Source organism: Steroidobacter flavus, from assembly GCF_042651805.1.
Taxonomy (GTDB): domain Bacteria; phylum Pseudomonadota; class Gammaproteobacteria; order Steroidobacterales; family Steroidobacteraceae; genus Steroidobacter; species Steroidobacter flavus.
Genome location: NZ_JBHSDU010000014.1, coordinates 387,577 through 411,888 on the forward strand (window position 1 = coordinate 387,577; position 24,312 = coordinate 411,888).

19 protein-coding genes are annotated in these 24,312 nt (G+C 62.4%); 3 read left to right on the forward strand and 16 right to left on the reverse strand.

Annotated features, from left to right (window positions below):
- Positions 1–13: 13 nt before the first annotated feature.
- The 9 genes from ACFPN2_RS24475 to ACFPN2_RS24515 form a co-directional block, all read right to left on the reverse strand.
- Positions 14–1,180, reverse strand: a complete 1,167-nt coding sequence (locus ACFPN2_RS24475; protein ID WP_380601486.1) for an acyl-CoA dehydrogenase family protein — start codon at positions 1,178–1,180, stop codon at positions 14–16.
- Positions 1,177–1,920, reverse strand: a complete 744-nt coding sequence (locus ACFPN2_RS24480; RefSeq protein ID WP_380601488.1) for an SDR family NAD(P)-dependent oxidoreductase — start codon at positions 1,918–1,920, stop codon at positions 1,177–1,179. The genes ACFPN2_RS24475 and ACFPN2_RS24480 overlap by 4 nt, the downstream gene beginning before the upstream one ends.
- The gene (locus tag ACFPN2_RS24485) at positions 1,917–2,684 is read right to left on the reverse strand and encodes an enoyl-CoA hydratase/isomerase family protein (protein WP_380601490.1); all 768 of its coding nucleotides are present in this window, start codon (positions 2,682–2,684) and stop codon (positions 1,917–1,919) included. The genes ACFPN2_RS24480 and ACFPN2_RS24485 overlap by 4 nt, the downstream gene beginning before the upstream one ends.
- On the reverse strand, positions 2,681–4,357 hold the full coding sequence (locus ACFPN2_RS24490) for a class I adenylate-forming enzyme family protein (RefSeq protein ID WP_380601492.1): 1,677 nt from the start codon (positions 4,355–4,357) through the stop codon (positions 2,681–2,683). Before ACFPN2_RS24490 ends, ACFPN2_RS24485 begins: the two co-directional genes overlap by 4 nt.
- A 26-nt stretch (positions 4,358–4,383) precedes the next feature.
- Positions 4,384–5,163 carry an enoyl-CoA hydratase-related protein gene (locus ACFPN2_RS24495; RefSeq protein WP_380601494.1) on the reverse strand — a complete coding sequence of 260 codons (780 nt, stop codon included), beginning with the start codon at positions 5,161–5,163 and terminating at the stop codon, positions 4,384–4,386.
- Positions 5,164–5,171: 8 nt separating this feature from the next.
- The gene (locus ACFPN2_RS24500) at positions 5,172–6,395 is read right to left on the reverse strand and encodes a CaiB/BaiF CoA transferase family protein (RefSeq protein WP_380602831.1); all 1,224 of its coding nucleotides are present in this window, start codon (positions 6,393–6,395) and stop codon (positions 5,172–5,174) included.
- Positions 6,396–6,402: 7 nt separating this feature from the next.
- Positions 6,403–7,617 (reverse strand): CaiB/BaiF CoA transferase family protein, encoded by a 1,215-nt coding sequence (locus tag ACFPN2_RS24505; RefSeq protein ID WP_380601496.1) that lies wholly within the window; start codon positions 7,615–7,617, stop codon positions 6,403–6,405.
- Positions 7,610–8,845 carry an amidohydrolase family protein gene (locus ACFPN2_RS24510; protein WP_380601498.1) on the reverse strand — a complete coding sequence of 412 codons (1,236 nt, stop codon included), beginning with the start codon at positions 8,843–8,845 and terminating at the stop codon, positions 7,610–7,612. The genes ACFPN2_RS24505 and ACFPN2_RS24510 overlap by 8 nt, the downstream gene beginning before the upstream one ends.
- An 88-nt stretch (positions 8,846–8,933) precedes the next feature.
- Entirely contained in the window at positions 8,934–10,070 is a 1,137-nt protein-coding gene (locus ACFPN2_RS24515) for a CaiB/BaiF CoA transferase family protein (RefSeq protein ID WP_380601500.1), read from the reverse strand.
- A 138-nt stretch (positions 10,071–10,208) separates the two neighbouring features.
- On the opposite strand from ACFPN2_RS24515, the gene ACFPN2_RS24520 reads away from it, so the two are divergent.
- Both ACFPN2_RS24520 and ACFPN2_RS24525 read left to right on the forward strand, forming a co-directional pair.
- Positions 10,209–11,828, forward strand: coding sequence for a GMC family oxidoreductase (locus ACFPN2_RS24520; RefSeq protein WP_380601501.1), 1,620 nt, complete (start codon positions 10,209–10,211; stop codon positions 11,826–11,828).
- Between the two features lie 160 nt (positions 11,829–11,988).
- Complete coding sequence (locus tag ACFPN2_RS24525) at positions 11,989–14,367, forward strand: TonB-dependent receptor (protein ID WP_380601503.1); 2,379 nt, start codon at positions 11,989–11,991, stop codon at positions 14,365–14,367.
- Positions 14,368–14,423: 56 nt separating this feature from the next.
- Here ACFPN2_RS24525 and ACFPN2_RS24530 read toward each other — a convergent pair whose 3' ends face one another.
- Positions 14,424–16,553 (reverse strand): TonB-dependent siderophore receptor, encoded by a 2,130-nt coding sequence (locus ACFPN2_RS24530; protein WP_380601505.1) that lies wholly within the window; start codon positions 16,551–16,553, stop codon positions 14,424–14,426.
- Between the two features lie 231 nt (positions 16,554–16,784).
- Between ACFPN2_RS24530 and ACFPN2_RS24535 the strand changes: the two genes are divergently transcribed.
- Complete coding sequence (locus tag ACFPN2_RS24535; protein WP_380601507.1) at positions 16,785–17,915, forward strand: CaiB/BaiF CoA transferase family protein; 1,131 nt, start codon at positions 16,785–16,787, stop codon at positions 17,913–17,915.
- A gap of 15 nt (positions 17,916–17,930) precedes the next feature.
- Here ACFPN2_RS24535 and ACFPN2_RS24540 read toward each other — a convergent pair whose 3' ends face one another.
- Genes ACFPN2_RS24540 through ACFPN2_RS24565 form a run of 6 tightly spaced genes read right to left on the reverse strand, consistent with a single transcriptional unit; the run spans position 17,931 to position 24,224 of the window.
- Positions 17,931–19,700, reverse strand: a complete 1,770-nt coding sequence (locus tag ACFPN2_RS24540) for a dipeptide ABC transporter ATP-binding protein (RefSeq protein ID WP_380601509.1) — start codon at positions 19,698–19,700, stop codon at positions 17,931–17,933.
- The gene (locus tag ACFPN2_RS24545) at positions 19,697–20,533 is read right to left on the reverse strand and encodes an ABC transporter permease (RefSeq protein WP_380601511.1); all 837 of its coding nucleotides are present in this window, start codon (positions 20,531–20,533) and stop codon (positions 19,697–19,699) included. The genes ACFPN2_RS24540 and ACFPN2_RS24545 overlap by 4 nt, the downstream gene beginning before the upstream one ends.
- A complete protein-coding gene (locus tag ACFPN2_RS24550; RefSeq protein WP_380601513.1) occupies positions 20,526–21,470 on the reverse strand; it encodes an ABC transporter permease in 945 nt (314 codons plus the stop codon). Before ACFPN2_RS24550 ends, ACFPN2_RS24545 begins: the two co-directional genes overlap by 8 nt.
- Entirely contained in the window at positions 21,467–22,579 is a 1,113-nt protein-coding gene (locus tag ACFPN2_RS24555) for a PepSY-associated TM helix domain-containing protein (protein ID WP_380601515.1), read from the reverse strand. The genes ACFPN2_RS24550 and ACFPN2_RS24555 overlap by 4 nt, the downstream gene beginning before the upstream one ends.
- Positions 22,580–23,722 (reverse strand): serine hydrolase domain-containing protein, encoded by a 1,143-nt coding sequence (locus tag ACFPN2_RS24560; RefSeq protein WP_380601517.1) that lies wholly within the window; start codon positions 23,720–23,722, stop codon positions 22,580–22,582.
- Between the two features lies 1 nt (position 23,723).
- Positions 23,724–24,224, reverse strand: a complete 501-nt coding sequence (locus tag ACFPN2_RS24565) for a hypothetical protein (protein ID WP_380601519.1) — start codon at positions 24,222–24,224, stop codon at positions 23,724–23,726.
- Between the last annotated feature and the right edge of the window lie 88 nt (positions 24,225–24,312).

A 24,312-nucleotide genomic window follows, 5' to 3' on the forward strand; every position in this document is an offset into this window, starting at 1 on the left:
TCACCTGACCTGATCACTTCACCATGAAGCTGCGGCCGATCAACTGGCGATGGATCTGGTTCGTGCCCTCCCAGATCTGCGTGATCTTGGCATCACGCATCAGCCGCTCGACGCGATAGTCCGTGCAGTAGCCATACCCGCCGAGCAATTGCACAGCTTCCGTCGTCACACGCATCGCAAGGTCCGAGGCACGCAGCTTCAGGATCGACGCCTCGATGCCAAACTCACTCGCGCCCTCATCGATGCGGCGCCCGACCGTCCACAACCAGTTCTCGACCAGAACCAATTCCGCCGCCAGCTCAGCCAGCAAGAACTGAATGCCCTGAAATTCGATCACGCGGCGGCCGGACTGGCGACGTTCGTTGATGTAGCTGACGGCGTCCTCGAACGCCGCACGGGCAATGCCGAGCGCATGCGCCGCCACACTGGGACGCGAACGATTCAACGATGCGAGCAGGATCGACAACCCCTCGCCCGGCTCACCGATCAAATTGGCGCGCGGTACGTCGCAGTGATCGAACTGCAAAGCCGCCGTGCCCGATGCTCGCGTGCCGAGCTTGTCTTCCACACGCAGCACGTTGAGACCGGGCGTGCCTTTCTCGAGCACCAAGACCGATATAGCGCGGCGCGGATCGTCGATGCCCTGCCACTTGCCGAACAGCAGGTAGAGATCAGCCACGTCGCCGTTCGTGATGAATGTCTTGCCGCCGTTGACGATGATGCGATCGCCCTTCGGCTCGAATCGCGTAGTCATGCCGGTTGCGTCGGAACCCGCGCCCGGCTCCGTGATGGCGAGCGAAGCGAGCGCACCTTCTACCACACGCGGCAACAGCCGTTGTTTCTGCTCTTCGTTGCCGAATTCGATCAGCGGCTTCATGGCATGAAAGTTCGTCGCCCAGACGATGCCGGTCGATGCGCATGCCTTGGCAATCTCGCGCACACAAGCGAGATAGCACCGATAGGACAGCGGCGAGCCTCCATAGGCCTCGGGCACGAACATCGCGTTCAAGCCAAGTGCATTGATCGCATCGACACTCGCCTGCGGAAAGCGATGAGTACGGTCATATTCAGCCGCCCGTGGCGCAATTTCTCGCGCCGCCACGGAGCGCACGCTCTCCAACAACAGCTGCTCCTCGGCAGGCAGCCGTAGCTCGGCATCGAGACGATCCAGGACAGTCAATGTGCCACTCCCTGAGCGCCGTCGATATAGATTGTTTCTCCGGTGAGGAACGGCACCTCGATGTCAAAAAAACTCGCGACGAGATGCGCCACGTCATCGGCGCTGCCTGGCTCGCCGGCCGGAATGCGCTTGGAGAGGTACGCCTTGAGCGGGCCCTCCATCATCTGTGCGCGATTGAGATCGGTAACGATGTAACCGGGCGCCACGTTCAACACGCGGATACCCGCTGCAGCCCACTCCACCGCAAGCACTCGGGTCATCGCGGCGACGGCGGCCTTCGATGCGCAGTAAGCAAGATTGCGCTTGACTCCAAGCTTGTCGAAGAACGAACCGATGTTGACGATGAGTCCGCTGCGATGACGCACGAGGTGAGGATAGACACTCTGCGAGCAGGCAAGTACAGAAGTGGCATTGACTGCCAGCAACGCATTCCAGTCGGAGATCGCCAGCTCTTCCGAACGCGCTTCGGTGTGCAGCCCGGCGTTGTTGACGAGACCGACGATGGTTCCGCGAGCAGCGACGTGCTCGATGGCGTTCCGCACTGTCGCTGGATTTGTGACATCCGCGGCGAGCCCGATCCATCGTGAACGTACGATAGCGCTCGCCTGCTCACGGCGCGGGAGTTCTCCAGAGCGCGACAGACAGCCCACGATGAACCCGGCTTGCGCAAGATGCTCTGAAATGGCCGCACCGATTCCTCGGCTTGCGCCCGTCACGATAATGGCTCGCTCTGACATCATCGGTCCACGAATCTCGCCGTACGTTTTTCCAGGAACGCCTGCATGCCTTCGATTGCGTCCGCGGTTTGATACGCGAGCGTCGACAGATCCGCTTCGATCCTCAAACCTTCCTGCAACGTCGAGGTCGCCGCGCGTTGCACGGCTTCGCGCGCGAACTGCGCGGCAAGCAATCCGTAGCTGGTGAACTCCTTCGCAAATGCAATTGCCGCATCGAGCGCCGGCGCTTCGACAATGCGATTCACGAGACCCCTTCGCAGTGCCTCCTCCGCACCGACGGTCCGGCCTGTCAGGATCATCTCGAGTGCGTGCGCTTCGCCGATCAGGCGCGGCAGCCGCTGAGTGCCTCCGTAGCCCGGAATCAAGCCGAGCTTGATCTCCGGCAGTCCCAACTTCGCGCTGGCCGTCGCCAACCGAAACGTGCAGGCAAGCGCCAGCTCCGCTCCGCCACCGAAGGCAAATCCATTCACCAGGGCAATCGACGGAACGCGCAATCGATCGAGCTTCGCGAACACCGCCTGTCCGAGCTCGGCACCTTCTTTCTGCTCCCGTAGCGATCGGCCGAGCAGCTCCTTGATGTCCGCGCCGGCGCAGAATGCTTTGTCTCCTGCGCCTGTGAAGATGAGCGCCCGGGCGTCGGAGCGCCCCACGTCGTCGATGGCAACGCCGATTTGCTCCAGCAACTCGAAGCTCAGCGCATTGAGGGCCTGGGGCCGATTCAGCCGCAGGATGGCAATCGCGCTGTCGCGCTCAACTTCCAACATCATCGCGCGAGCTCCTCTGCACGCCAGCGAATCGGCTCGACGGTCACGTGTCCTTCCCGGATCCATCGGACCAGCTCGCGTTTCAACACCTTGCCCGTGGCCCCCAGCGGCAGCGCTTCGAGGACGCCGAAGTACTCGGGCATATCGAACTTGGACAAACCCGCTTCATGCAGGTGGAAAAGAAGCTCCATTGCACTCGGCGCGTCCGCTGGACCCGTGGTGATTACCAGGCACACGCGCTCGCCCAGCCGATCATCCGCAACGGGAACAGCCGCGGCCTTCATCACTCCCGGGTGCCTCATGGCCAAATCCTCGATGCGAGCGGGATGCACGTTGTGGCCGCCGCGAATGATGATGTCCTTGACGCGGCCCACGATCTGCAGATCGCCGTTCTCATCGAAGCGGCCGAGATCGCCACTCATGAACCAGCCGTCGCGATTGAATGCTGACTCGGTGGCCGCCTGATTCGCGAAGTATCCGAGCATGCGCATGGCGCCGCGGCCGCCGATCTCACCGACCTCCCCCGGCGCGACTTCAACATCGGGATCGTCTGGTTTGAACAACTTCACTTCATACGCGTCACAGGCCTTGCCGCAGGTCGCAGTAATCGTCGCGGTAGCGTCGCCCGGTCGCGTGTACTGATGCGAGCCGTTTTCAGTCATACCGTAGACGTTCTGCGGCCTGATGCCCATCTCGAGCAGGCGCGATGCGGTTTCGGTTGGGATCGGCGCTCCCGCGAGATAAAAGGTGGAGACGCGACCGAGACGTTCCACACCGCGCTTCTTCAATGCGGCGAGGATGTCGATGGCATGCGTGGGCACGCCCATCACATACGTCGCGCCGGTTTGCTCGATCCATTCGATCGGGTCGATCCCCGCCGCGGCATCGTGAAGCACCAGCTCGAACCCACCGGCCAGCGCCTGATCGAGCGCGACAGTACCGATGTGGTGGCTCATCTGGCTCAGAGTCAGCAGTACGGTTTGTGAGTCGTGATGCCAGTCGCGAACCATCGATCGCGCATTCGCAAGCAGCGTGTTGTCACTGTGCATGACACCCTTCGGGGCGCCGGTTGTACCGGAAGTGAACGCGAGATAGACAACTTTGTCGGGACTCCTCACCGGCGCGGGTTGCTCGGCGCTTGACACAACCTGCGGATAAGCTCGTGCGCCTTCGCGAATCGGCGTGTCGTGCGCACTTCCTGACAATGCGAATACAGCACGCATCGAAGGCAAGCTCGCGGCCCGCTCGAAAATGTCGGCTCGATCCGCGTCCGCACCATGCCCAACCTGAGCGAACAACGCCCGGCACGACACACGATCGAGCAACCCCGCCACTTCCTCCACGGTGTACGTGTGATGCAGCGAGGTATTGAAGACATATCCATTGCGCGAGCAAGCGAGAAACACGATGACCGATTCGATGCGATTGCCCATCCACACCGACACGCGATCGCCTTCGCGTAGACCCGCTGCACGCAGCGTCGCCGCCACGGCATCGGCTTCCGCCTTGACGCCCGACCAGGTGAGTCGGCGCCTCGGATCTCTGAGCGCACCTGCATCGCCGCGCTCCGCTGCCCACCGCTCGACCAGGCTGTACAGCGTGTCATCGCACCACAGTCCGGTGCGATAGTACGACTGGGCGTCGAGGGGATCGTGCAATGTCAGCAGGCGACTCATCGCAAGTGCGCTCGTTCGAATAAACGTTACTGCCCGAACGTATCGGCGTCCGGTCGGCGCCGTTCGGCGAATGCTTGCGACAATTCCTTCGCCTCCTTGCTACGCAAATATCCCGGCAGCAGCAGATCGTGAGAGATGCGTGACAAGCCGCCCACACCGCCATGGCGGGCATTGAACGCGGCCTTGATCCCTGCCAGCGCAAAGGCGCCGCGCTCTGCAATTTCGAGGGCGTAGGCCAGCGTCGCTTGTTTCAATTCCGCATCGGGAACGACCTTATTGATGAGGCCGATGTCGCGCGCTTCGGCCGCGGTCATTTTCGGGTTTCGATACCAGATGTCTTTCGCGCGTTTCTTGCCTACCAGGTCTTCCAGATACCACGTGCCATAGCCGGCATCGAAACTCCCCATCATCGTCCCGACCTGGCGGAAGACAGCACTTTCTTTTGCGATCGTGACGTCGCACACCATCTGCAGGACATTGCCGCCACCCACGGCGAAGCCATTCACGCTCGCCACCACGGGCTTCTGCAATCGGTCGATGCTTTCATACATTTCCAGCGTCGGCAGCACGCCGGCATACAGCCGCGTATCGGGCAGCTTGTCCTTGCGGCCACCGATGCAGAAGAATTTGTCGCCTGCTCCCGTGATGACCAGCACGCGCGTCCGCGTCTCGCGCCGGATCGCGTTGATGCAATCGCGGATCTCGTGGCACATGGTCTCGGTGAACATGTTGCCGTCGTCGGGACGGTTCAACGTCAGCGTCCCGATGGGGCCGTTCTCTTCGTACCGAATTTCACTGAATTGCATGGCCACTCCTAAATCACTTGCGTGCGCTTCAAGTCCGCGATCTGCTCGTCCGCGAGCCCGAGCCATTCGCCCAGCACGCTCGAGGTGTCCTCGCCCAGCTTCGGTGGCGGCTTGTTGCCTCCTTCGCTCCGACCATCGATGGCGATGCCCAAACCAACTTGCGGTACGCGCACGCTGTTGCGATCAAAAACGTACAGCAAGCCCCGCGCTTGCAGAGCCCCGTCGCACGCCACTTCATCCAGCCGATTGATGGGCCCCGCGGGCACGCGAGCCTGTGCAAACTTCTCTAACCAGTACGCGCGCGGCTGCTGCTTCAACAGAACAGCGATTCTTTTCACGAGCTCGGCACGCTGCTGTCGCCGCAGCACATTGCTGCCAAACCCGGCATCGTTCGCGAGCTCCGGTGCGCCCACGGCCTCGGCGAAGCGACGCCAGATCCCGTCGTTGCCCAACCCCAGCGTCAACGGCTCATCCGCCGTATCGAATGCCTGATAGATGGCAATCACACTGTCGCGGCCGCCGGAGCGTCTGAGCAGCTCGCCGGAGCCGAGATACGGCAACAGTCGAGGCGCCATGAATCGGGTCATGCTGTCCACAAGCGCCACATCGATCTGCGCGCCCTGGCCCGTGCGATGCCGGCGCAACAGTGCAGCGGTGACGGCGAGTGCCGCATCCTGACCGGCCAGCAGATCGGCTGCTGGCGTACCGATCTTTTGCGGCGGCATCTCACGTTCGCCAGTCATGTCCATCACGCCCGAGTAGCCCTCCGCGATCAGGTCGTAGCACGGCAAATCGGCGCGCTCGCCTTCGAGCCCGAATCCCGTGATCGAGACATGAATGAGATCGTGCCTGTGGGCGCGGAGCGTTGCGTAATCGATGCCAAGCTTCCGCTGGGCGCGCGAGACCAGATTCACCAGCACCACGTCCGCTTTGCCCGCCATGGAAGCAAACAATTCGCGTCCTCGCGGCTGCGAAATGTCGAGCGTCACACTGTGCTTGTTGCGATTGACGCTCAGGTACCAGAGCGATTCGCCGTCCAGGAACGGCGGTCCCCAGTCGCGACAATCATCGCCACGCTGGGGTCGCTCGATCTTGATCACGGTCGCGCCCAGATCGCCCAACAACTGTCCGGCGTAGGGGCCGGCGATCGACGTGGTCAGGTCGAGCACTCGCACGCCCGCCAGTAGATCGAGGCCGGCGCCTGCTTTCAAAGGCAGCGAGTCTGCTGGCAGCGCCACGTCAGATCACTCCCGCTTCGCGCAGCTTGTCGATCTCGCCAGGTGACATGCTCAGCATTTCGGACAACACCCGTTGCGTATGCTCGCCGAGCGCGGGAGCCGGCTGCATTTCGGGCGCCGGCGATGCACTGAACCGCGGATGAATGCTTGGCAGCTTCAGCGAGCCGATCTTCGGGTGCTCCAGGGAAGCGATCGAGCCGCGCGCCTGGTAATGAGGATCGGCGAGGATGTCAGAGGGCTTGTAGATCAGGCTATGCGGAACGCTGTTCGCTTCCAACCTCGCGAGCACCTCTTCGACGGGCATCGACTTGATCCAGTCCGCGACGATGCCATTGATCTGCGCGTAGTTTGCTACTCGTTTGATGTGCGCGTCGTAGCGTGGGTCGTCCGCGAGCTCCGGCCGCCCCATCGATTCGCACAGGCGCTGGAACACAGTGTTAGCTGCGACTGTCAGTGCAATGTATCGGCCATCGCGCGTTTCGTAGTGATCGCCCGGGGACGCGGCGAAGTGCACATTGCCCTGACGCTCGCGCGGCGTGCCCAGCTTGTCGTAAGCCGTGATCATCACGTCGGTGAAGCGGAACACTGACTCGTACAGAGACAAGTCGATGTGCTGTCCGACCCCGCCGCGCGCGTCGCGATAGTAGAGCGCGACCATCGCCGCGAACGCGCCCAGGATGGCCGATTGATAGTCCGCGGTGGCATTGCCTGGACGCACCGGCGGACGATCCGGAAAGCCCGTCATGTTCAGAAAGCCTGCAAACGCGAGCGCGATGCGATCGTAGGAAGGACGGCCCGCATACGGACCGGTCTGGCCGAAACCGGAGATGCTGAGCATCACGAGAGACGGATTGATCGCGCGCAGCTGCGCGTAACCCAGGCCCCATTTCGCCAATGTTCCGGGACGGAAATTCTCCACCAGCACATCGACGTGCCTGACCAGTTCACGCAACACCCGCTGCCCCTCTGGCAGACGCAGGTCGAGCGTGACCGATCGCTTCGAGCGCCCCTCCACATTCCAATACAAACTCTCCTCGCCGACGAACGGGCCCGATTGCCGGATCGGATCGCCGCCCTTGGGAGGCTCGATCTTGATGACTTCGGCGCCAAAGTCACCCAGTAGAGTCGCGGCCACGGGCCCAGCGATCATCGTTCCGAGCTCGAGCACCCGAACGCCCGCGAGCGGACCGCCGCGCCGTTGTGAGCTCTCAACCATTGGCCTTCGCACCCTCACGCCGATAGCGCTCTGGCACCGGAATATTGAACAGGCGCGCCGCGTTCAAGCCGAGAATCTTCGCGAGCTGCGCATCGCTCAAATTTCCCGACCACGACTTGATCGCCCGCGCGCTGTTTGGCCACGAACCTTCGATGTGCGGGTAGTCGTTGCCCCAGAGCAGATTGTCGATGCCGATCCGGTGCAGCAGCTCGATGCCAATGGGATCGGTCTCGAAGCTGGCGAACCCGTGCCGGTGGAAATACTCCGAAGGCTTGTACTTGAGCTGCGGCGACACCCAGAACGCGAAGCACTCATGGCCGTGATCCATGGCCCAGAGCGCGTAGGGAATCCAGCCCGCGCCGGCCTCGATGGTTGCAAATTTGAGTTTCGGAAAACGATCGAAGACGCCGGAGCCGCACAGCTGCACCGTCGGCTCGAGCACGGTGTTCATCGCGTGCACGACGTAGTTGATGATTGCACCGCCGTCGCCCGTGGCCGTGCGGGGGTCCTTGCCGGTGCCCGCATGAAAAGTCACCGGCAGGCCGGTCTCAGACAACGCGCCCCAGAGGGGATCGAACACGGGCAAGTTGTAGCTCGTCCCTTTCACCAGCGGCGGCATCATCACGAACTTGAAACCACGCAACGCGGCGCGTTCGATCTCCTTCACGGCGGTGGGAATATCGGCGGGCGCGATGCATGCCGCTGGGAAGCTGCGGCTGTGGCCGTTGAATACCTCGTGGGCCCAATCGGTCCACGCGCGGCACATGGCGACATTCAGCTCCGGATCGGGCGACTGCCAATTGGTGAGGCCCTTGTTCGGAAAAATAATCTCGGCATCGACGCCGTCGTAATCCATGTCGCGATAGCGATCCGCGGCATAGCCGCCCTGGTTCTGAAACATCGCGCCCTTGGTTCGATCCAGGCCGGGACGCACGCCCGCTTTCTCAGCCGTCTCGATGAACTCAGTGACCGGCACGGAAGCATCGCGCGGCGCCTCTCTGATCAGCGACGGCCGAATGCCCTCCGCCACGAACCACTTCCGTCCCTTCTCGTCGACTTGGATACGAGGCAAGCGATCACGAAACTTCTGCTCGACGCGCGCGGACCACACGTCGATGGGTTCGTTGACATGCCCGTCCGCGGACACGACGAAGAAATCCTGCAAAGCAGACTTCTCCGGTGTGGGATCGGGAGCCTTCGCAACGACGCGCTCTTGAACTGCAGCCACGAGAATCCTCTCATAATCATTTAATGCATAACTGATATGCTATTTCTTTCTGAGCGAGAGGTCAACGACAACGGCACACACCGCTGCGCTAGCGATCCGATACTAGCTGCACGAGCGTGCTGTGTTCGCCGAGTTGCGGCGCGCTGGCCATCGCGCTCTGCGAACGAAACATCGGTGCGATGGGAACGGGAAGCGCCGGAATCGTTGCGCCCTCGGCGTACACCGTTCGCTCGAATAGCCCGCGCGCAACGGTGTGCGGATCGCGCATCGCCTGCTGGACATCTTCGACGATCGAGCAACAGACATCCTGGCCAGTGAACAAAACGCGCCATTGCTCGGCGGTCTTGCTTCCGATCGCGGCCTGGACGGCGGCAACAACCTCCGCCGCGGGCGCGTCGGCCGCACGCATTGGCAACGGCAACTCGAGCAGACGACAGAAGTTGTCCCAGAACTTGTCTTCGAGCGGCGCGGCCGCGATGTAACGAGCATCCGCCGTTCGATAGATCCGATAACGCGGCGAGCCGCCGGAGACCAGATCCCCGCCGGGTTTCGGCGACTCGCCGGTCATCACCGTGTTGCCAATCGCCCAGTAGGCAAACGTGAACAGCGCATCGCCCATCGCGATGTCGAGATAGGCGCCCTGCCCCGTGCGTTCGCGCTGTCGAAGCGCAAGCAGAATATTGATGACAGCCGGATAGGTTCCGCCCGCGATATCGGCGGCCAACACGGGCGGCACGACGGGTGCGCCACTCGCATCGGCACTGAGGCCGAGAGTTCCAGTCTCGGCCATATAGTTAAGGTCATGGGCCGCGACGCGGCTCTTCGGGCCGTTCTGCCCCCAGCCTGTGATGGAGCAATACACCAGCCGCGGGTTGATCTTGCGCAATGACTCGTAGCCCAACCCCAGGCTCTCCATCACCCCGGGCCGGAATTGCTCGATCAACACATCGGCGCGTTCCAGCAACGGCCGCAGTCTCAGCAGCGCATCAGCTGCCTTGAGATCGATCGCGATACTCTGCTTGCCGCGATTGAGCAGATGAAAATTGATGCTGTTGTCTCCGGCGCGGGGCACGTATGAGCGCATCTCGTCGCCGCGGCCGGGTCGCTCGATCTTGATGACGCGTGCGCCGGCCTCGGCGAGCATCAGGCCAGCCAACGGCCCTGGCAGCAGCGTCGAGAAGTCGAGCACCATCAAGTCTTGCAACGGTGCAGTCTGCGGATTCATGGGCGGCCCCGTTCATGGTTTGCAGAATTGAATATCAGTTATATGATAACTGCAAGGGCGTTCCAGCGCCCCCGAACGCGGCAGCCAGCACCTTCAGCGGAACAGCGCCGCTTCATTCAATTATTCAGGGGATCGCATATGGCAGATCGATTCGACTACATCATCGTCGGTGCCGGCTCGGCCGGCTGCGTGCTTGCCAACCGACTGTCAGCCGATCCGCACACCGAAGTGCTGCTCATCGAGGCCGGCCCGCCAGACACGAATCCGATGATTCACATGCCGAAAGGCTTTGCGAAAATCGCCGCGTCGACGCAGCACTGCTATTACTACGAGGCCGAGCCCGGCACCGCGGGCCGAGGCGGCACAGAAACCTGGATTCGCGGCCGCATGCTCGGCGGTTCCAGCTCCATCAATGGATTGCAATATCAGCGCGGACACGCAGAAGACTTCAACCATTGGGAACGGGATCTGGGCTTGAACGGATGGGGCTGGCGGGATGTATCGCGCATCTATCGCGCTATGGAAGATCACGAGCTCGGCGGCAACGAGATACGCGGCGCAGGCGGTCCTCTGCCCATTACCGGGACACGAAACCGCACCTTACTCATGGACAAGCTGATCGAGGCCGGCGGTGAGCTCGGGCTGAAGCAGTTCGAAGAGCCCAATAGCGCCGAGCAGGAAGGCATCGGTTATATCTTCGGCACGATGAAAGCCGGGCGTCGCTGGAGCGCGGCGAAGGCATTTCTCGATCCTGTGCGTGGACGCCGCAATCTTCATATCGTGACCGACACCGAGGTGCAGCGAATCCTGTTCGAAGGCAAGCGCGCCACTGGCGTGCAATGCCTGCAGAATGGACGACCGGTGAGTTACAACGCGCACCGCGAAGTCATCGTCTGTGCCGGAACGCTGCACTCGCCGAAGTTACTGCAGCTCTCCGGCATCGGCCCCGCTGCGCACCTCGCTTCACTCGGCATTGCGACGATTCACGATAGTCCACACGTTGGCGCGAATCTGCGCGAGCACCTGTTGTTTACAGTGCAGTACCGACTGAATGGAAATTACAGCCAGAACGCGCAGTACTCAGGCTGGCGCGTGCTACTGCACGGCATGCGATATGCCTTGTTACGTAGTGGCCTGCTTGCCTGCAGTCCGTACGATGTAACCGCATTCGTACGCACCCGCCCCGGACTCGATCGACCGGATGCACAACTGGTCGCCGGCTGCATGTCGATGGACCTCGCTGCGTGGGAAGGTTTTTCCAAAGGAATCAAGCTGGAGAGCCAACCAGGCGCGCAGATTCTCGGCTTTGGCTTGCGCCCTGAAAGTCAGGGCTCCGTGATGCTTCGCTCCTCGGATCCGTCGGTAGCGCCTCGCATCGTTCACAACTATCTCACGCACGAGCAAGACCGGCAGGTAGCGGTCTCAACGGTCCGCTACATGCGCAAACTCTTCGACGGGACCGCCCTGCGTCCGTACATCACAAGCGAGACGCTGCCCGGCCCTGGTGTGGTGAGCGACGCAGATATTCTGGCCGCGTACGAACGCATGAGCGGCCCGGGATATCACGCGACCGGAACATGCAGCATGGGCACGGTCGTCGACGCAAACCTGCAAGTGCGAGGCGTTACAGGGTTACGTGTGGCCGACATCTCGGTGCTCCCCACACAGATCTCCGGCAACACCAATGGCCCTGCCATGGTGGTCGGCTGGCGTGCGGCCGAGCTGATCCTGCAACGTTCGCTGGCGAGCGCCGCCTAGCCCTCCCGGCGCGCTTGTCTGGCAATGTGATACCTGTTATTTTAAAAATGCATAGCAGGTATCGCATACCTGTCGCATGGGCTGCTATGGCGTAGCTCATATTCATAAAGCATCGACGAAGGGGGGCATACTCGTGATGCATTCACGCGGGATTCGTTTCATGAGTTCCTGCATCGCTGCGGTTGCATCGGCAACCTCGGTGTATGCGCAGGACGTTTCCACCGCCGACCCGGCGGCAGCGCAGACCGAAGGTTCCGGGCTGGAAGAGGTCATCGTCACGGCACAACGCCGCGCCGAGAATCTGCAAAGAGCGCCCGTCGCCGTGTCCGTGCTTTCTGCCGATGCGCTGGTCGATCGCGCAGTCACGACTGAGTCCGATCTGCCGCAGCTCGCGCCCGGACTTTCCGTCCGCGCTTCGCAGAGCTCGAACCAACTCAATTACGCGCTGCGAGGCCAGTCGCTCGATGCGTTCAGTGCCACTCGCCCGGGAGTGCTGCCCTACGTGAACGAGATTCAGGTCGGTGGCGGCGGCGGTTCATCGGCCTTCTACGACCTGCAGTCGGTGCAGGTGCTGAAGGGTCCGCAAGGCACCCTGTTCGGGCGCAACGCCACCGGCGGCGCCGTTCTATTCACCACCGCCAAGCCCGTGAACGAGTTTGGCGGCTACACGCTGGCGCGCGTGGGCAACTATGACCTGCGGCAACTGGAAGGCGCGATCAACGTGCCCGTCGTTGATGAGACGCTGCTGGTACGCCTCTCCGGGTTTTATCAAAAGCGCGACGGCTATCAGAAGAATCTGCTCAAGGATGAGCGAGCCGGCGATGTCGATCGATACGGCGGCCGCGCCAGCGTGACGTTGAAGCCTACCGAGCGCATCACGAACGAGTTGGTCGTCGACTATCTGCACGCGGACGGCAACAGCCTCGTGGGCGGGCTGTACAGCCTCAACCCGAACGGCCTGGTGCCGATCATCGCGCTCACCAACTTCGGCAATGCCGCGCAGTTCGATTCGATCATCAGCGGTTTCGTCGCCGGCGCGGGCGGTCCTCCCAACGCGGGCCAAGGCGCAGCCGCAGCCTACGCAGCAGCCAATCCGACGCTCGATCCCGGCGGCGTCGCCTCCTACCTGCAAACGCAGCGCCGACGCGGCCCGTACGAGGTCGAATCGGATGGGCCGAACGAGTATCGTGCGCGCAATACGGTCGTCTCCAATATCACCAGCTTCGAGGTAGGTGAGAATGCCACGATTCGTAACATCGCCGGCTACACGAACATCGAGGGCGACCTGTATGGCGACATCGACGGCGTGCCGTACGGCATCGATGACAATGGCGCAACAGGTAACATCCAGCGCACCCGACAATACTCCGACGAGTTGCAGCTGCAGGGCGAATCGTTCGACGGCCAGCTCAAGTATGTCGTCGGCGGCTACTACTCGTACGAACGCAACTTCAATCTCACGACCAGCCGACTGCTGAACTTCCCGATCATCGCTTCGGTGCAGCTCAATACGTCCGTCATCCACAACAAGACTCTCGCCGGCTACTCGCAAGGCACTTATGACTTGAGCGAGCTGACCGGCATCGAAGGCCTGGGTGTCACGGCCGGAGCTCGCTATACGAGCGAGAAGATCAGCATTGACACGCTGCCGGACGATATCTCGTTCGACGACTCGCCGTCGATTCGAGCGCGTTATGACTTTTCCCAATCCAAGACCTTCGACAACGTGAGCTGGACGTTCGGTATTCAAGAGCAGCTCAATCCGAATGTGCTCCTCTATCTCGCCTCTCGCCGCAGCTTCCGCAACGGCGGCTACAACAACGTCGTGCGGCCGGTACCGGGGCTCGGTACCGAAGGCGGTAACGGCTACGACACAGAGCAAGTCACAGACGTCGAAGTCGGCACGAAGTTCGACGGTCGCCTCGGCGGCATGCCTGCGCGATTGAACGTCGCGCTCTATCACAATTGGATCGAGGACGCGCAGCGCGTTGCTTATACGCTGGTCGCTGGTTCACCGGCTGCCGTGACAGTCAATGTGCCGGAGGCTCGTGTGCGCGGCGTGGAGATCGATGGCCTGATTGAACCCACGACATGGCTCCAGCTGGGCGCCGCAGTGAATTACACGGATGCCGAGTTCACCGACAATCTGGTCTCTGTGTCGGGCGGCACGCCGGTTGAATTCGGCACGTATCCGGACACCCCGGAATGGTCCGGATCCGCATTCGGCCAACTGACCGTGCCTGTCTCCTCCGCGTTGGAGCTGACCTTCCGAACCGACGTCTATGCTCAGGAGAGCGCTTGGTTCAGCTCGACTGGCAATCTCAATCCTGCCACTGAATTGCCGGGATACGCGCTGGTCAACTTCCGTATCGGCCTGCAGGATGAGGCCGCGGGATGGTCGGTTTCCGCCAATCTGAAGAATGCATTCGATCGCGTCTATTGGGTGGGCGGCGTCGCGCTGGGCGAATTGTTCCAGACCAACACCGCCGTCCCCGGAGAGCCGCGCACGTTCCTTCTTGAAACCAGCTACCGCTTCTGATGCTCAGACACGGCGATCCGCATTGGATCGCCGTTCTGTTTCTGGGTTGAGACTCATCAAAATGTAGTGGTGACCGAGAACCTGATGGAAGCGGGCATGCCCTGCTGCACCAGGCTCGCTCCAGTCGCGGCCCAATAGCGCTTGCCAGTGATGTTCTCGCCATTGACTCTGAAAGTGACCTTCCGCTCGCCGAGCTCGGTCGAATAGCTCGCGCCGAGATCATAAGTCGTATAGCCCGGGATGAATGCGGTGTTCGCCGCGTTCACCGCTCGCTCACTGGTGTAGAACGCGCCTGCCGAAACGCGCAGTCCAGGTACGAGCGGCAGCCGGTACTCGAGGAACGCCGAGGCCGTGGTCTCGGCGGTGTTCTCGATGTGCTTGCCGACCACGGCAGCCGCACCGCTCTCCTGGATGGCATCGAGCGAGATGGCGCTGATGGCGATCGACAGGTCGCGGGTGATCTCGCCCATCGCGCTGATCTCATATCCCTTGTAGCTGGCCCGACCGTCGCGCACGAAGAAGTTGCTCGGGTTGAGATAGGACGACGCGCGATCGATATCGAAGTACGCAGCCGTGATCATCAGGCCCGGCATGGGCTCGATCTTGACGCCCAGCTCATGCTGCTCGCTGACTGCCGCCGGCAGGATGGTGCCGGCATTCGCCGAGATACCCGGCGCGGTGCCGCCCTCTTCCAGGCCCTCGATGTAAGTACCGTAGATGCTGATCCATTCGCGCGGCTTGAGCAGCGCGCCGTAGGAAAGAGATTCCGGTGTCGCCACGTACGTCGACGCTGGACTGGAATTGCGATAGTCGGTGCCACGATAGCCGGCGGTGAGTTGCAGCCATTCGGTGATCTTGGCGCGGTCCATGATGTAGTAGCCGGCATCTCTGACTTCCGCTGGATTCGGAACGATGCGTACCGGATTCGCCTGCTCCGGGATGTCGACCGGGTTATATAGATTCTGGGCATATGAAGTACGAGCGGCGGTCGGGATTAAAGACCGCGTGGTCGTTTCCGCATAGCCGATCAGGATCTCATGCTCGATCGGCCCGGTGTTGAACGCGCCGGCGAGATCGCCACGATAGATGAAGTTCTCGTAATCGTTGCGATAGAAGATCGCGACATTGACGGTGCCGTTGCCAGTCGCGAGGTCATAGCCGCTGAAGGACGAATAGCGGCGCGTGCGGCTCAGCGACGATTGCCCCACGCTGAACGACGCGCTCCACGCGGGCGAGAAGTTGTAACGCACCTTCGACATGAGGTTGTATTCATAGCCGTCGGCCTGCAACCAGTCCGCGCCCACGTTCTTCGACGGCCGCTGCAGCGGCAGGATTGTAGTCACGCCATTGACCGGGGCGGGCAACGCGTACTCGGTCGGCTCGGTCACCGTGCGATAGATGTACTCGCCGTCGAGCTCGAACGACAGCTTCTCGGTCGGCTCCCATTGATACGCAGCCGAGGCGAAATGTCGGTCGCCCGACGTGCGATCGACGCCGGTCTCGATGGTCGCAGCGGCGGCATTGATGCGCAGTCCCTGGTTGCCCCAGCTGCGGCTCACATCGAAACCGCCGCCGTACCCGCCCTTGCTGTTGCCAGACAGCTCCACGCTGGTGAGCGGCTGCGGCGTCGGCCGCTCGGAAGTGAGATTGACGATACCCGCCGGCGAGGCGAAGCCGTAATACAGGCCCGACGCGCCCTTCAGAATCTCCACGCGATCCTTGTTCTCCAGCGGCATGTCGATCAGGTTCACGATCGGCAAGATGCCGTTGAGACGGTAGTTGGTGAAGTTGTTCACCGGAATGCCCCGGATGGCGAGGTTGCTGTAGATCACCGTGTTGATCTGCGATGCCGTCACGCCCGCCGTATTGCGCGCGGCGTCGAAGACAGTAACGGCCTGTTGCGAATTGAGCAGGTCCTTGGTTACGACTGCGACGGTCAGCGGCGTATCGATCGCACGCTGATTGCGGAAGGTGCCGGCCTGCACGAACTGCGCGCCGAAGCTGTCCTTCCGGTCGGCGGTCACCACGATCTCTTCGAGAACGGTGCCTTCGCGCTTCGCGTCCTGTTGCGACCGCTGATTCGAGTCCTGGGCCAGCGCCGTTGCCGACACGAGCAGCGATGCCAGCACCGCCACCGACTCACCCGCGCCGCGAGCGGCGCCCGATTTGAACTGTCTGTATTTCATTCTGTAGATCCCCATCCCCACAAAAGACCACGAATGTCGGTTTCTAGTAGGTGTAAAGCACCAGAAACTCGCGGCGCTGTCGATTTCAATAAACGCAAGGGTCACCGCGAAAATGTTGGGCCGGCAGCCACCCGCGGTTTTTGGGGATCGGCCTGCAGTTTATTGAAATCGACAGGCCGCGCAAAAGACGCGACCTTTGCGGGGCCAATCGTTCCGGGCGGGAGAGCAGCGATGGATCTGGACGGACTGACAGTGGTGAGTGTCGAGCAGGCAGTGGCGGCGCCGCTTGCATCGGGCCTGCTCGCGCAAGCCGGAGCCCGCGTACTCAAAGTGGAGCGCCCCGAGGGAGACTTCGCTCGCAACTACGACCGCGACGTGGCTGGCCTCAGCGCCTACTTCGTGTGGCTGAATGCCGGCAAGGAATCGCTCTGCGTGGACCTGCGCGAGGACCGCGGACGTAAGCTGCTCGCCTCGCTGATTGCAGCGGCCGACGTTTTCATTCAGAACTTGAAACCGGGCGCTTTGGCTCGCAGGGGATTCGACTCGGCGGCGCTGCGGGCACGCCACCCCCAACTCATCACCTGCGATATCACAGGCTTCGGCGCGACCGGTCCCTGCGCTGGATTGAAGGCCTACGATCTGGTCGTTCAGGGTGAAGTCGGCCTGTGCGCGATCACTGGCAGTACGGAGCCGGCGAGAGTCGGCATCTCCATCTGCGACATCGCCGCGGGCGTCACCGCACACACCGCGATTCTGCAGGCACTGTTTGCGCGAACGCGCTCGAAGCGAGGGCGTGGTATTCAGGTCTCCCTCTTCGACAGCCTGGCGCAGTGGATGAGCGTTCCGCTGTTGCAATACCTGTACGGCGGCCGTACCTCGCAACGGCTGGGAGTCGCCCATCCGACCATCGCGCCGTACGGTGTCTTCGCCTGTGCCGACGGCGTGAAACTCATCCTCTCCGTGCAGAACGATCGCGAGTGGTCCACGTTCGCCGCCACGTTCCTGCAACAACCCGGACTCGGCACGGATCAGCGCTTTCACGACAACACGGCGCGTGTCACGAACCGCCCGACGGTCGATGCAATCGTCGCCGAAGCATGCGCGCGTCTGTCGTATGCAGAAGCGAGTCGGCGCCTGGGCGAGTTGGAAATCGCGCACGGACGCCTGAACTCACTTGCAGATGCGGCGGCCCATCCTCACCTGCGCACGGTGAGCGTCGAGACTCCGAACGGCACGGTGCGTGTCGTGGCTCCGGCAGCCATCGTTTCCGACGATGCTACGAATGTCCCTTTGAGAGTGCCCGCGCGCGGTCAGCACACTCACGCCATCGAGCAAGAATTCGCCCAGGGCAGGCGCTGCTGAGACGTGCCGAACAGATCACTCGGCACGAGTACAGCAAACACTGTGCCCCGAGCTCACCTCGATCATGAGCGGCACGCCGCGGCTCTCCGGCACGCCCGGAATGCAACCGTTATTGAAATAGCCATGGCCTGCCGGTGCACACTGAGCGCGTGCCGGAAACGTGTGCAACTCGTACGCGCCGCCGGCTCGGCGCACGAGTCGCGGCGTCGCCTCCAGCAAGCGAATCGTGTACGGATGCCGAGGCGAATCGAAGATCTCGTTGCGCGCCCCGATCTCCAGCACCCGGCCACGAAACATCACCGCAACACGATCGGCCATTTGCTCCACCACGCCGAGGTCGTGCGAGATGAACAAGTACGTGAATCCATACTTTTCCTGCAACCGGGTCAGTAACTGCAGCACCTGGCGTTGGATCGTCACATCCAGCGCCGACACGGGCTCGTCGGCGACGATGAATCTCGGCCGGGCAACGATGGTGCGCGCGATACAAACACGCTGGCGCTGTCCGCCAGACAGCTCATGCGGATAGCGCTGCAGATAGGCGCCGGGCAGCCCGACTTCTTCGAGCATTTCCCTCGCTTGCCGCAGCCGTTCCCCGTTATCGAGGCCGGCAACGTGCCGCAAGCCTTCCGCCACGATGGCCCCCAGCGTCATCCGTGGATCGAGCGATGAGTACGGATCCTGAAACACCATCTGCGTGCGCGTCCTGAAGCGCGCGATGGCAGCAGCATCCATACCATCGAAGTCCTGGCCACCGAAACGAATGGAACCCGAGCTGCTCTCGCACAGACGCAGCAGCGTGCGGCCGATCGTGGTCTTGCCGGAGCCGGATTCACCGACGACCGCGAGCACCTCGCCGTCATAGATGGACAGCGTCACCTTGTCGACAGCACGCTTGGTGGCCGCACGCCGCCACAGCGCGGCCCGCTTGCGACGAAAATCCACGCATAGATCTTCGATTTCCACGAGCGGAGTACGCACAGCTTCGTTGGTCGACGCGCGCAGGGGCAATGCATCCATCAACGCTTGCGTGTACTCATGGGTCGGATGCAACAGCATCCGGGCAGGCGGGCCCTGCTCCACTGTTTCTCCCCGACGCAATACCGTCACGTCATCGGCATATTGCGCCACCAGCGCCAGATCGTGGCTGATCAACAGCACCGCGGCGCCGATCTCACGCGTCAGCGCGACCATGAGGTCCATGATCTCCTTGCGGATCAGGGCATCGAGCGCCGTGGTCGGCTCATCGGCAATGAGCAATCGCGGCCGCATCGCCAGCACCGACGCCAGCATGATCCTCTGCCGCATGCCACCCGAGAACTGGCGAGGATGGGCTCGCAGCGCCTCGTCCGGATCGGCGATCCTGACTTTCTCCAGCATCGTTACGCAACGCCGCCGCGCCTCTGCCTTCGACACGCGCTCGTGCAGCCGCATCGCCTCCATCATCTGGAAGCCGATCGTGAGCGCGGGATTCAGCGACACCATCGGCTCCTGAAACACGGCCCCGATCTGCCGGCCGCGCAGGGAGCGCATCTGCTTTTCATCGAGTTGCTGGAGCGGCGCGCCGTTGAAAACGATGTTACCGCCGCTCAACGCCGCAACCGGCGGCAACAGCCGCAGAACGGAGCGACCGATCAGCGTCTTGCCGCTGCCGGACTCACCGACCAGCGCCGCGATCTGGCCGCTCTCGATCGACAGACTCACATCATTGACGACGCGCCGTGCCTCGCCCGCGCCGCTACGGACGTCGATCCTCAGCTTGTCGATGGTCAAGACGCGGCTCATAAATGTTTCATCCGCGGATCGAAGTAGTCACGCAACGCATCGCCGAACAGATTGATGCCGAGCAAGGAGATCGACAGCGCGAATCCCGGCGCGAGCGCGAGCCATGGCGCATCTTCGAAATAGACACGACTGTCCGCCAGCATGCCTCCCCAACTCGCCGCTGGCGGCGGCACGCCCAGGCCCAGGAACGACAATGCGCTCTCGGCAAGCAGCGCCCAGCCGAAGATCGATGTCGCCAGCACGATGACCGGAGCGAGCGTGTTCGGCAGCACGTGACGGAACAACGTGAACGCCCGGCTGTTGCCCATGATCGTCGAGGCATCGACGAAATCCCGATGCCTCACCCCGAGCACCGCGGCCCTCACGACGCGCACCACCGAAGGCAGATAGGCGATGCTCAGCGCCAGCACCGGCGTATAAGGTCCTGCGCCGAATACCGTCACCACGGCCAGCGCCATGATCAGCGAAGGAAACGCCAGCAGCGCATCCATCACCGCCATCACGATCCTGTCGAGCCAGCGCCCGTAGAAACCGCAGGCTGCGCCGATCAGCGCGCCAATGGAGGTTGCGATCAGCGACGTCATCGCGGCGATGCCGACACTGACCACCGCACCCGAGAGCACGCGACTGATCACATCGCGCCCCCACTCGTCCGTGCCGAGCCAGTGCGCAGTCGAAGGCGCACTCAAGCGGTGGTGGAAATCGATCGCGATTGGATCGTAGGGCGTATACACGATGCCCATCAACGCAGCGCTCAGCATGACCGCCACCAGCGCGCCGCCGGCCACCGCGTTCGGACGTCGCGCGAAGACCTCCCACCAGCGCTCAGTCATGCTCCACCGCCGGATTGAACAGTGGATACGTCAACTCGGTGATGATGTTCACGACCACATACGCCAGCGTCACGAACAGCATGCAGCCCTGAATGACGGGATAATCGCGCGCGAAGATACTTTCGACCAGCAGCCGTCCTAGCCCGGGCAGCGTAAACACCGTCTCGGTGACGACCGCCCCGCCGAGCAACGATCCGAGCGTGAGGCCGATCATCGTCCAGGTCGGCGCCATGGCATTCGGCAACGCGTGCCGCGCCATGACCGAAAACTGCGGCAACCCCTTCGCCTGCGCATGTGTGATGTATTCCAGTCGAGCAACGTCGATCGTACTGGAGCGTATCAGCCGCACCAGCACACCGGCCTCGATGAGCGCGAGGGTGACCACCGGCATGATCAGGTAGCTGACGCCCTCGCGAAAATTCTCCAACAACGAGACATAGCCGACGACCGGCAAGAGATCGAGCTTCACGCCCAGGAACAGCAGCAGTAACAAGCCCAACCAGAAGCTCGGAATCGACAGCGCGACGGTTGCAGCCGTCATGATCAGCGCGTCGGTCCGCGAGTTCTGTTTCCAGGCCGCGATCGAGCCGGCCGGAATCGCGATCAGCACCGCCAGCAGCACTGCCGGCACGACCAGCGAAGCCGTGACGCCAAAACTCGGAATCAACAGGTCGAGCACCGGACTCTGCTGGGCAATCGAAACTCCCAGGTCACCCCGCGCCAGCTGCAGCAGCCAATGCAGGAACTGGACGCCGATGGGTTGATCGAGCGCCAGCTGCGTGCGCAACCGCGCCAGCGCGACGGGGTCGTCCACTTCGCCCAGCATCAGCTGCGCCGGATCGCCGGGGATCAACCGCATCATGCAGAACACGACCAGCAGAACGATCAGCAGCGTCGGCAGTGTGAGCGCCAGGCGGCGCAGAAGATATCGCGTCATACGGAACGCACACCAACCCGTTGCGTCGACCTCATGCCTTCGCGCGCCCGGCGAGCGATCCACAACAGCAAGCCGAACGCCATCGTGCCCGCCAGCCACACGCCGACGAGTATCGCCAACAGCCGAGTGGCCACGCCGCCCCACTCTCCCGAATGGATTGGATAAAGCGCGACGAAGATTTTGTCGGCCATCGACATCCTGAGTGCATCGAACGTTGCCATGGGTTCACCGGTATCGGCGTCAACGCGCACCTGGGTGGCTCCGTAGATCCGCCGCAGCTCGCCCGGCTGGCGCAAGCGGATCGAGTACCAAGGCCGCTGCTCGCTGGGCATCGAGACGATTGCGACCGTTGCGTCCTGATAGAGATGCCGCGCAACCTCAACAGCTGCCGCGGACGAAATCATCCGTCCATCACGAGCGGACACCGCGCTACTCGTTGCTGGCGCGAGCGGGGCCGTGGCAGCGGCAGGTAATTCCTGTGTCCACGTCATGAGACTACCGGTGAGCGCGACCAACGATGCGAAGGGTGCGAGCCACAGGCCCATTGCCCTATGCCATGCGAATCGCTTCGCCGCCGGTGCTTTGGCAGGCCGCGGGAACAAGGCAGCACGCCACTGCCCCGCCCGCGGCCAGGCGAGCTTCAGTCCCAGTACGATATTGATGAGCAGGAACACGCCGCTGATGCCGATGAGCCATTCGCCAAACCTGCCGGCAAGCAGTTGCTTGTGAGCCAGCAGTACGAAGCGGAACAGGCCGAGTTGTGAGCGCGGTTCCTCCCAGGCACTGGTGCGCAAAACGATGCCGGTTGCGCCATCGATGCGAACCACCTCGCGCGCGGCTCCCGCACGCTCGATCAGCACATCGACCTGACCTGCGACTCCCCCGCTGACAAAATATTCAACGATCTTCGTCGCCGGCTCTCCTTGCGCGAGCTGCCCGAGCACCCTGTCGACAACGGCAAAGTTCACCGCCTGTCCGGACGCACCCAACGATTTGTCATCCAGCTCACGATGGAAGACCAGCAGCATTCCCGTCAAAGCCTGCAACAACCACAGGGCACCGAGACACAGCGCCAGATACTTGTGACAGAGGCGGAATGCCGCTTTCATCTATTGCAACGCGCGGACCACAGCCGCGAAAAAGGTTTCATCGATCAGCTCGACGCGCGACACGACACTGGGCTTCGAGCGGGCGCTGAGCAGAACAATCACGACCCGCTCGCGGGGATGCACATAGATGTATTGGCCAAACACACCTTCCGCCTGGAAGGCGCCGACGTGCAAAGGCTCGTCCTGCGGAGGAATCCACCACAAGTATCCGTAAGGAACGGGACTGCCACTCACGATCTGTGGCACGCCGCCCTCGGCGACCCAGTTGTCCGGAACGATCTGTCTGCCGTTGGCACGGCCGCCTTCGAGCACCAACTGACCGAAGCGACCGTAGTCGCGCAACGTCGCGCTCATGCCACCGCCCGCCAGCACCATCCCGTCCGGGGAATCGAGCCACCAGGTCGCATCGCGCTCCATGCCGGCCGGCGCCCAGATTTTTTCCGACAGATAATCGACCAGCGAGCCGCCTATGGCCGCCTCCATCACCGCCCCCAACACATACGAATCGCCGGTGTTGTATTTCCAGAGCGAGCCCGGCGGCCCAGCCCGACGCAGCGAGTTCATGTGACGAACCACGGCGCCGGGTTGCAGCGTCATCTGACAGTCGAGCAACCTGCGACGATCCGATTCGGGATTGGTGTAGGTCTCGTCCCAACTCACCGCCGTCGTCATCGTCAGTAAGTGGCGCACTGTCACTTGCTCGTAGGCGCCGCTCGCCAGCAGCGGCACATAACGCGACGCGAGGTCATCCAGGCTGCGGATGGCACCCTCGCGAACGGCCACACCGACCAGCATCGACAGCACCGACTTCGCCATCGAGCACGACGCCCAGCGCGTCTGCGGTCCGATGCCCAGCTCGTAGTTCTCCATCGCCACCTCGCCATCCTTGAGCACCAGCAGTCCGGCAATCCGATTGGTCGTCAGAAAGTCGTTCAGATCGAACCTGCGACCCTGCTGCTCGAACTGCAGGTCCGGAAACGGCTGGCGTCGCGCCGTGAGGACGCGAACCGGACCGCCGCGACGCACCTCTCGTGCCGGAAACATCTGGTCGCTGTGCGAAAACGTATGCACGGCGACGCCCGGCCGCATGTTGCCGGACAGAAAGGTGCGAAAGTCCGCGACGTGGAGATAAGGCGATGACATGTTAGAGCTTCACCTCGCGAGCGGTCGGGGCCCAGCCCGTGTAAGTGCGCCACTCGTCGTAATCCGCGCCGATGAGTTTCCTGACCTCCGGGTCCTGGATCTTGTCGAGCGCTTGCTTGCTCGCCTGCGTCCACAGCTCCTCGGGTGCGTCCAGCGCAGCCATGTTTCGATACTGGTACATCATCAGGATGTTCGGATCGTCCGCGCCGCGCGGCTCGATGATCAGAATCTTGTAGTCGGTGATGAGACCGGCCGCCTTCCAGGCGGCCAGATTGTGTTTGTAGACCTTGGTCAGGTAGTTCAGATAGTCGTCCATCTTGTCTTCGGCAACGCGCGCGGTCCACGTGCGCCACACCGGCCCCTTGTCGATGTCCTTGGCCAGATCCACTGGGTCGCTGTCTTTGTGAGCAACAGCGGCAAGCGGCGTCAGCGCGGTGAGCGCCAGGACGACGGCCGTCACTCGCGACAGCGTTTTTTCGGACTTGCGATGCGTGCGAATCACTGATGTCTCCCGAACTGTGGCTCGATCCCCGGGCTCCACTAAACCAAGAACACCGCTCCCCTGTCGATTTCAATAACCGCAACACGGG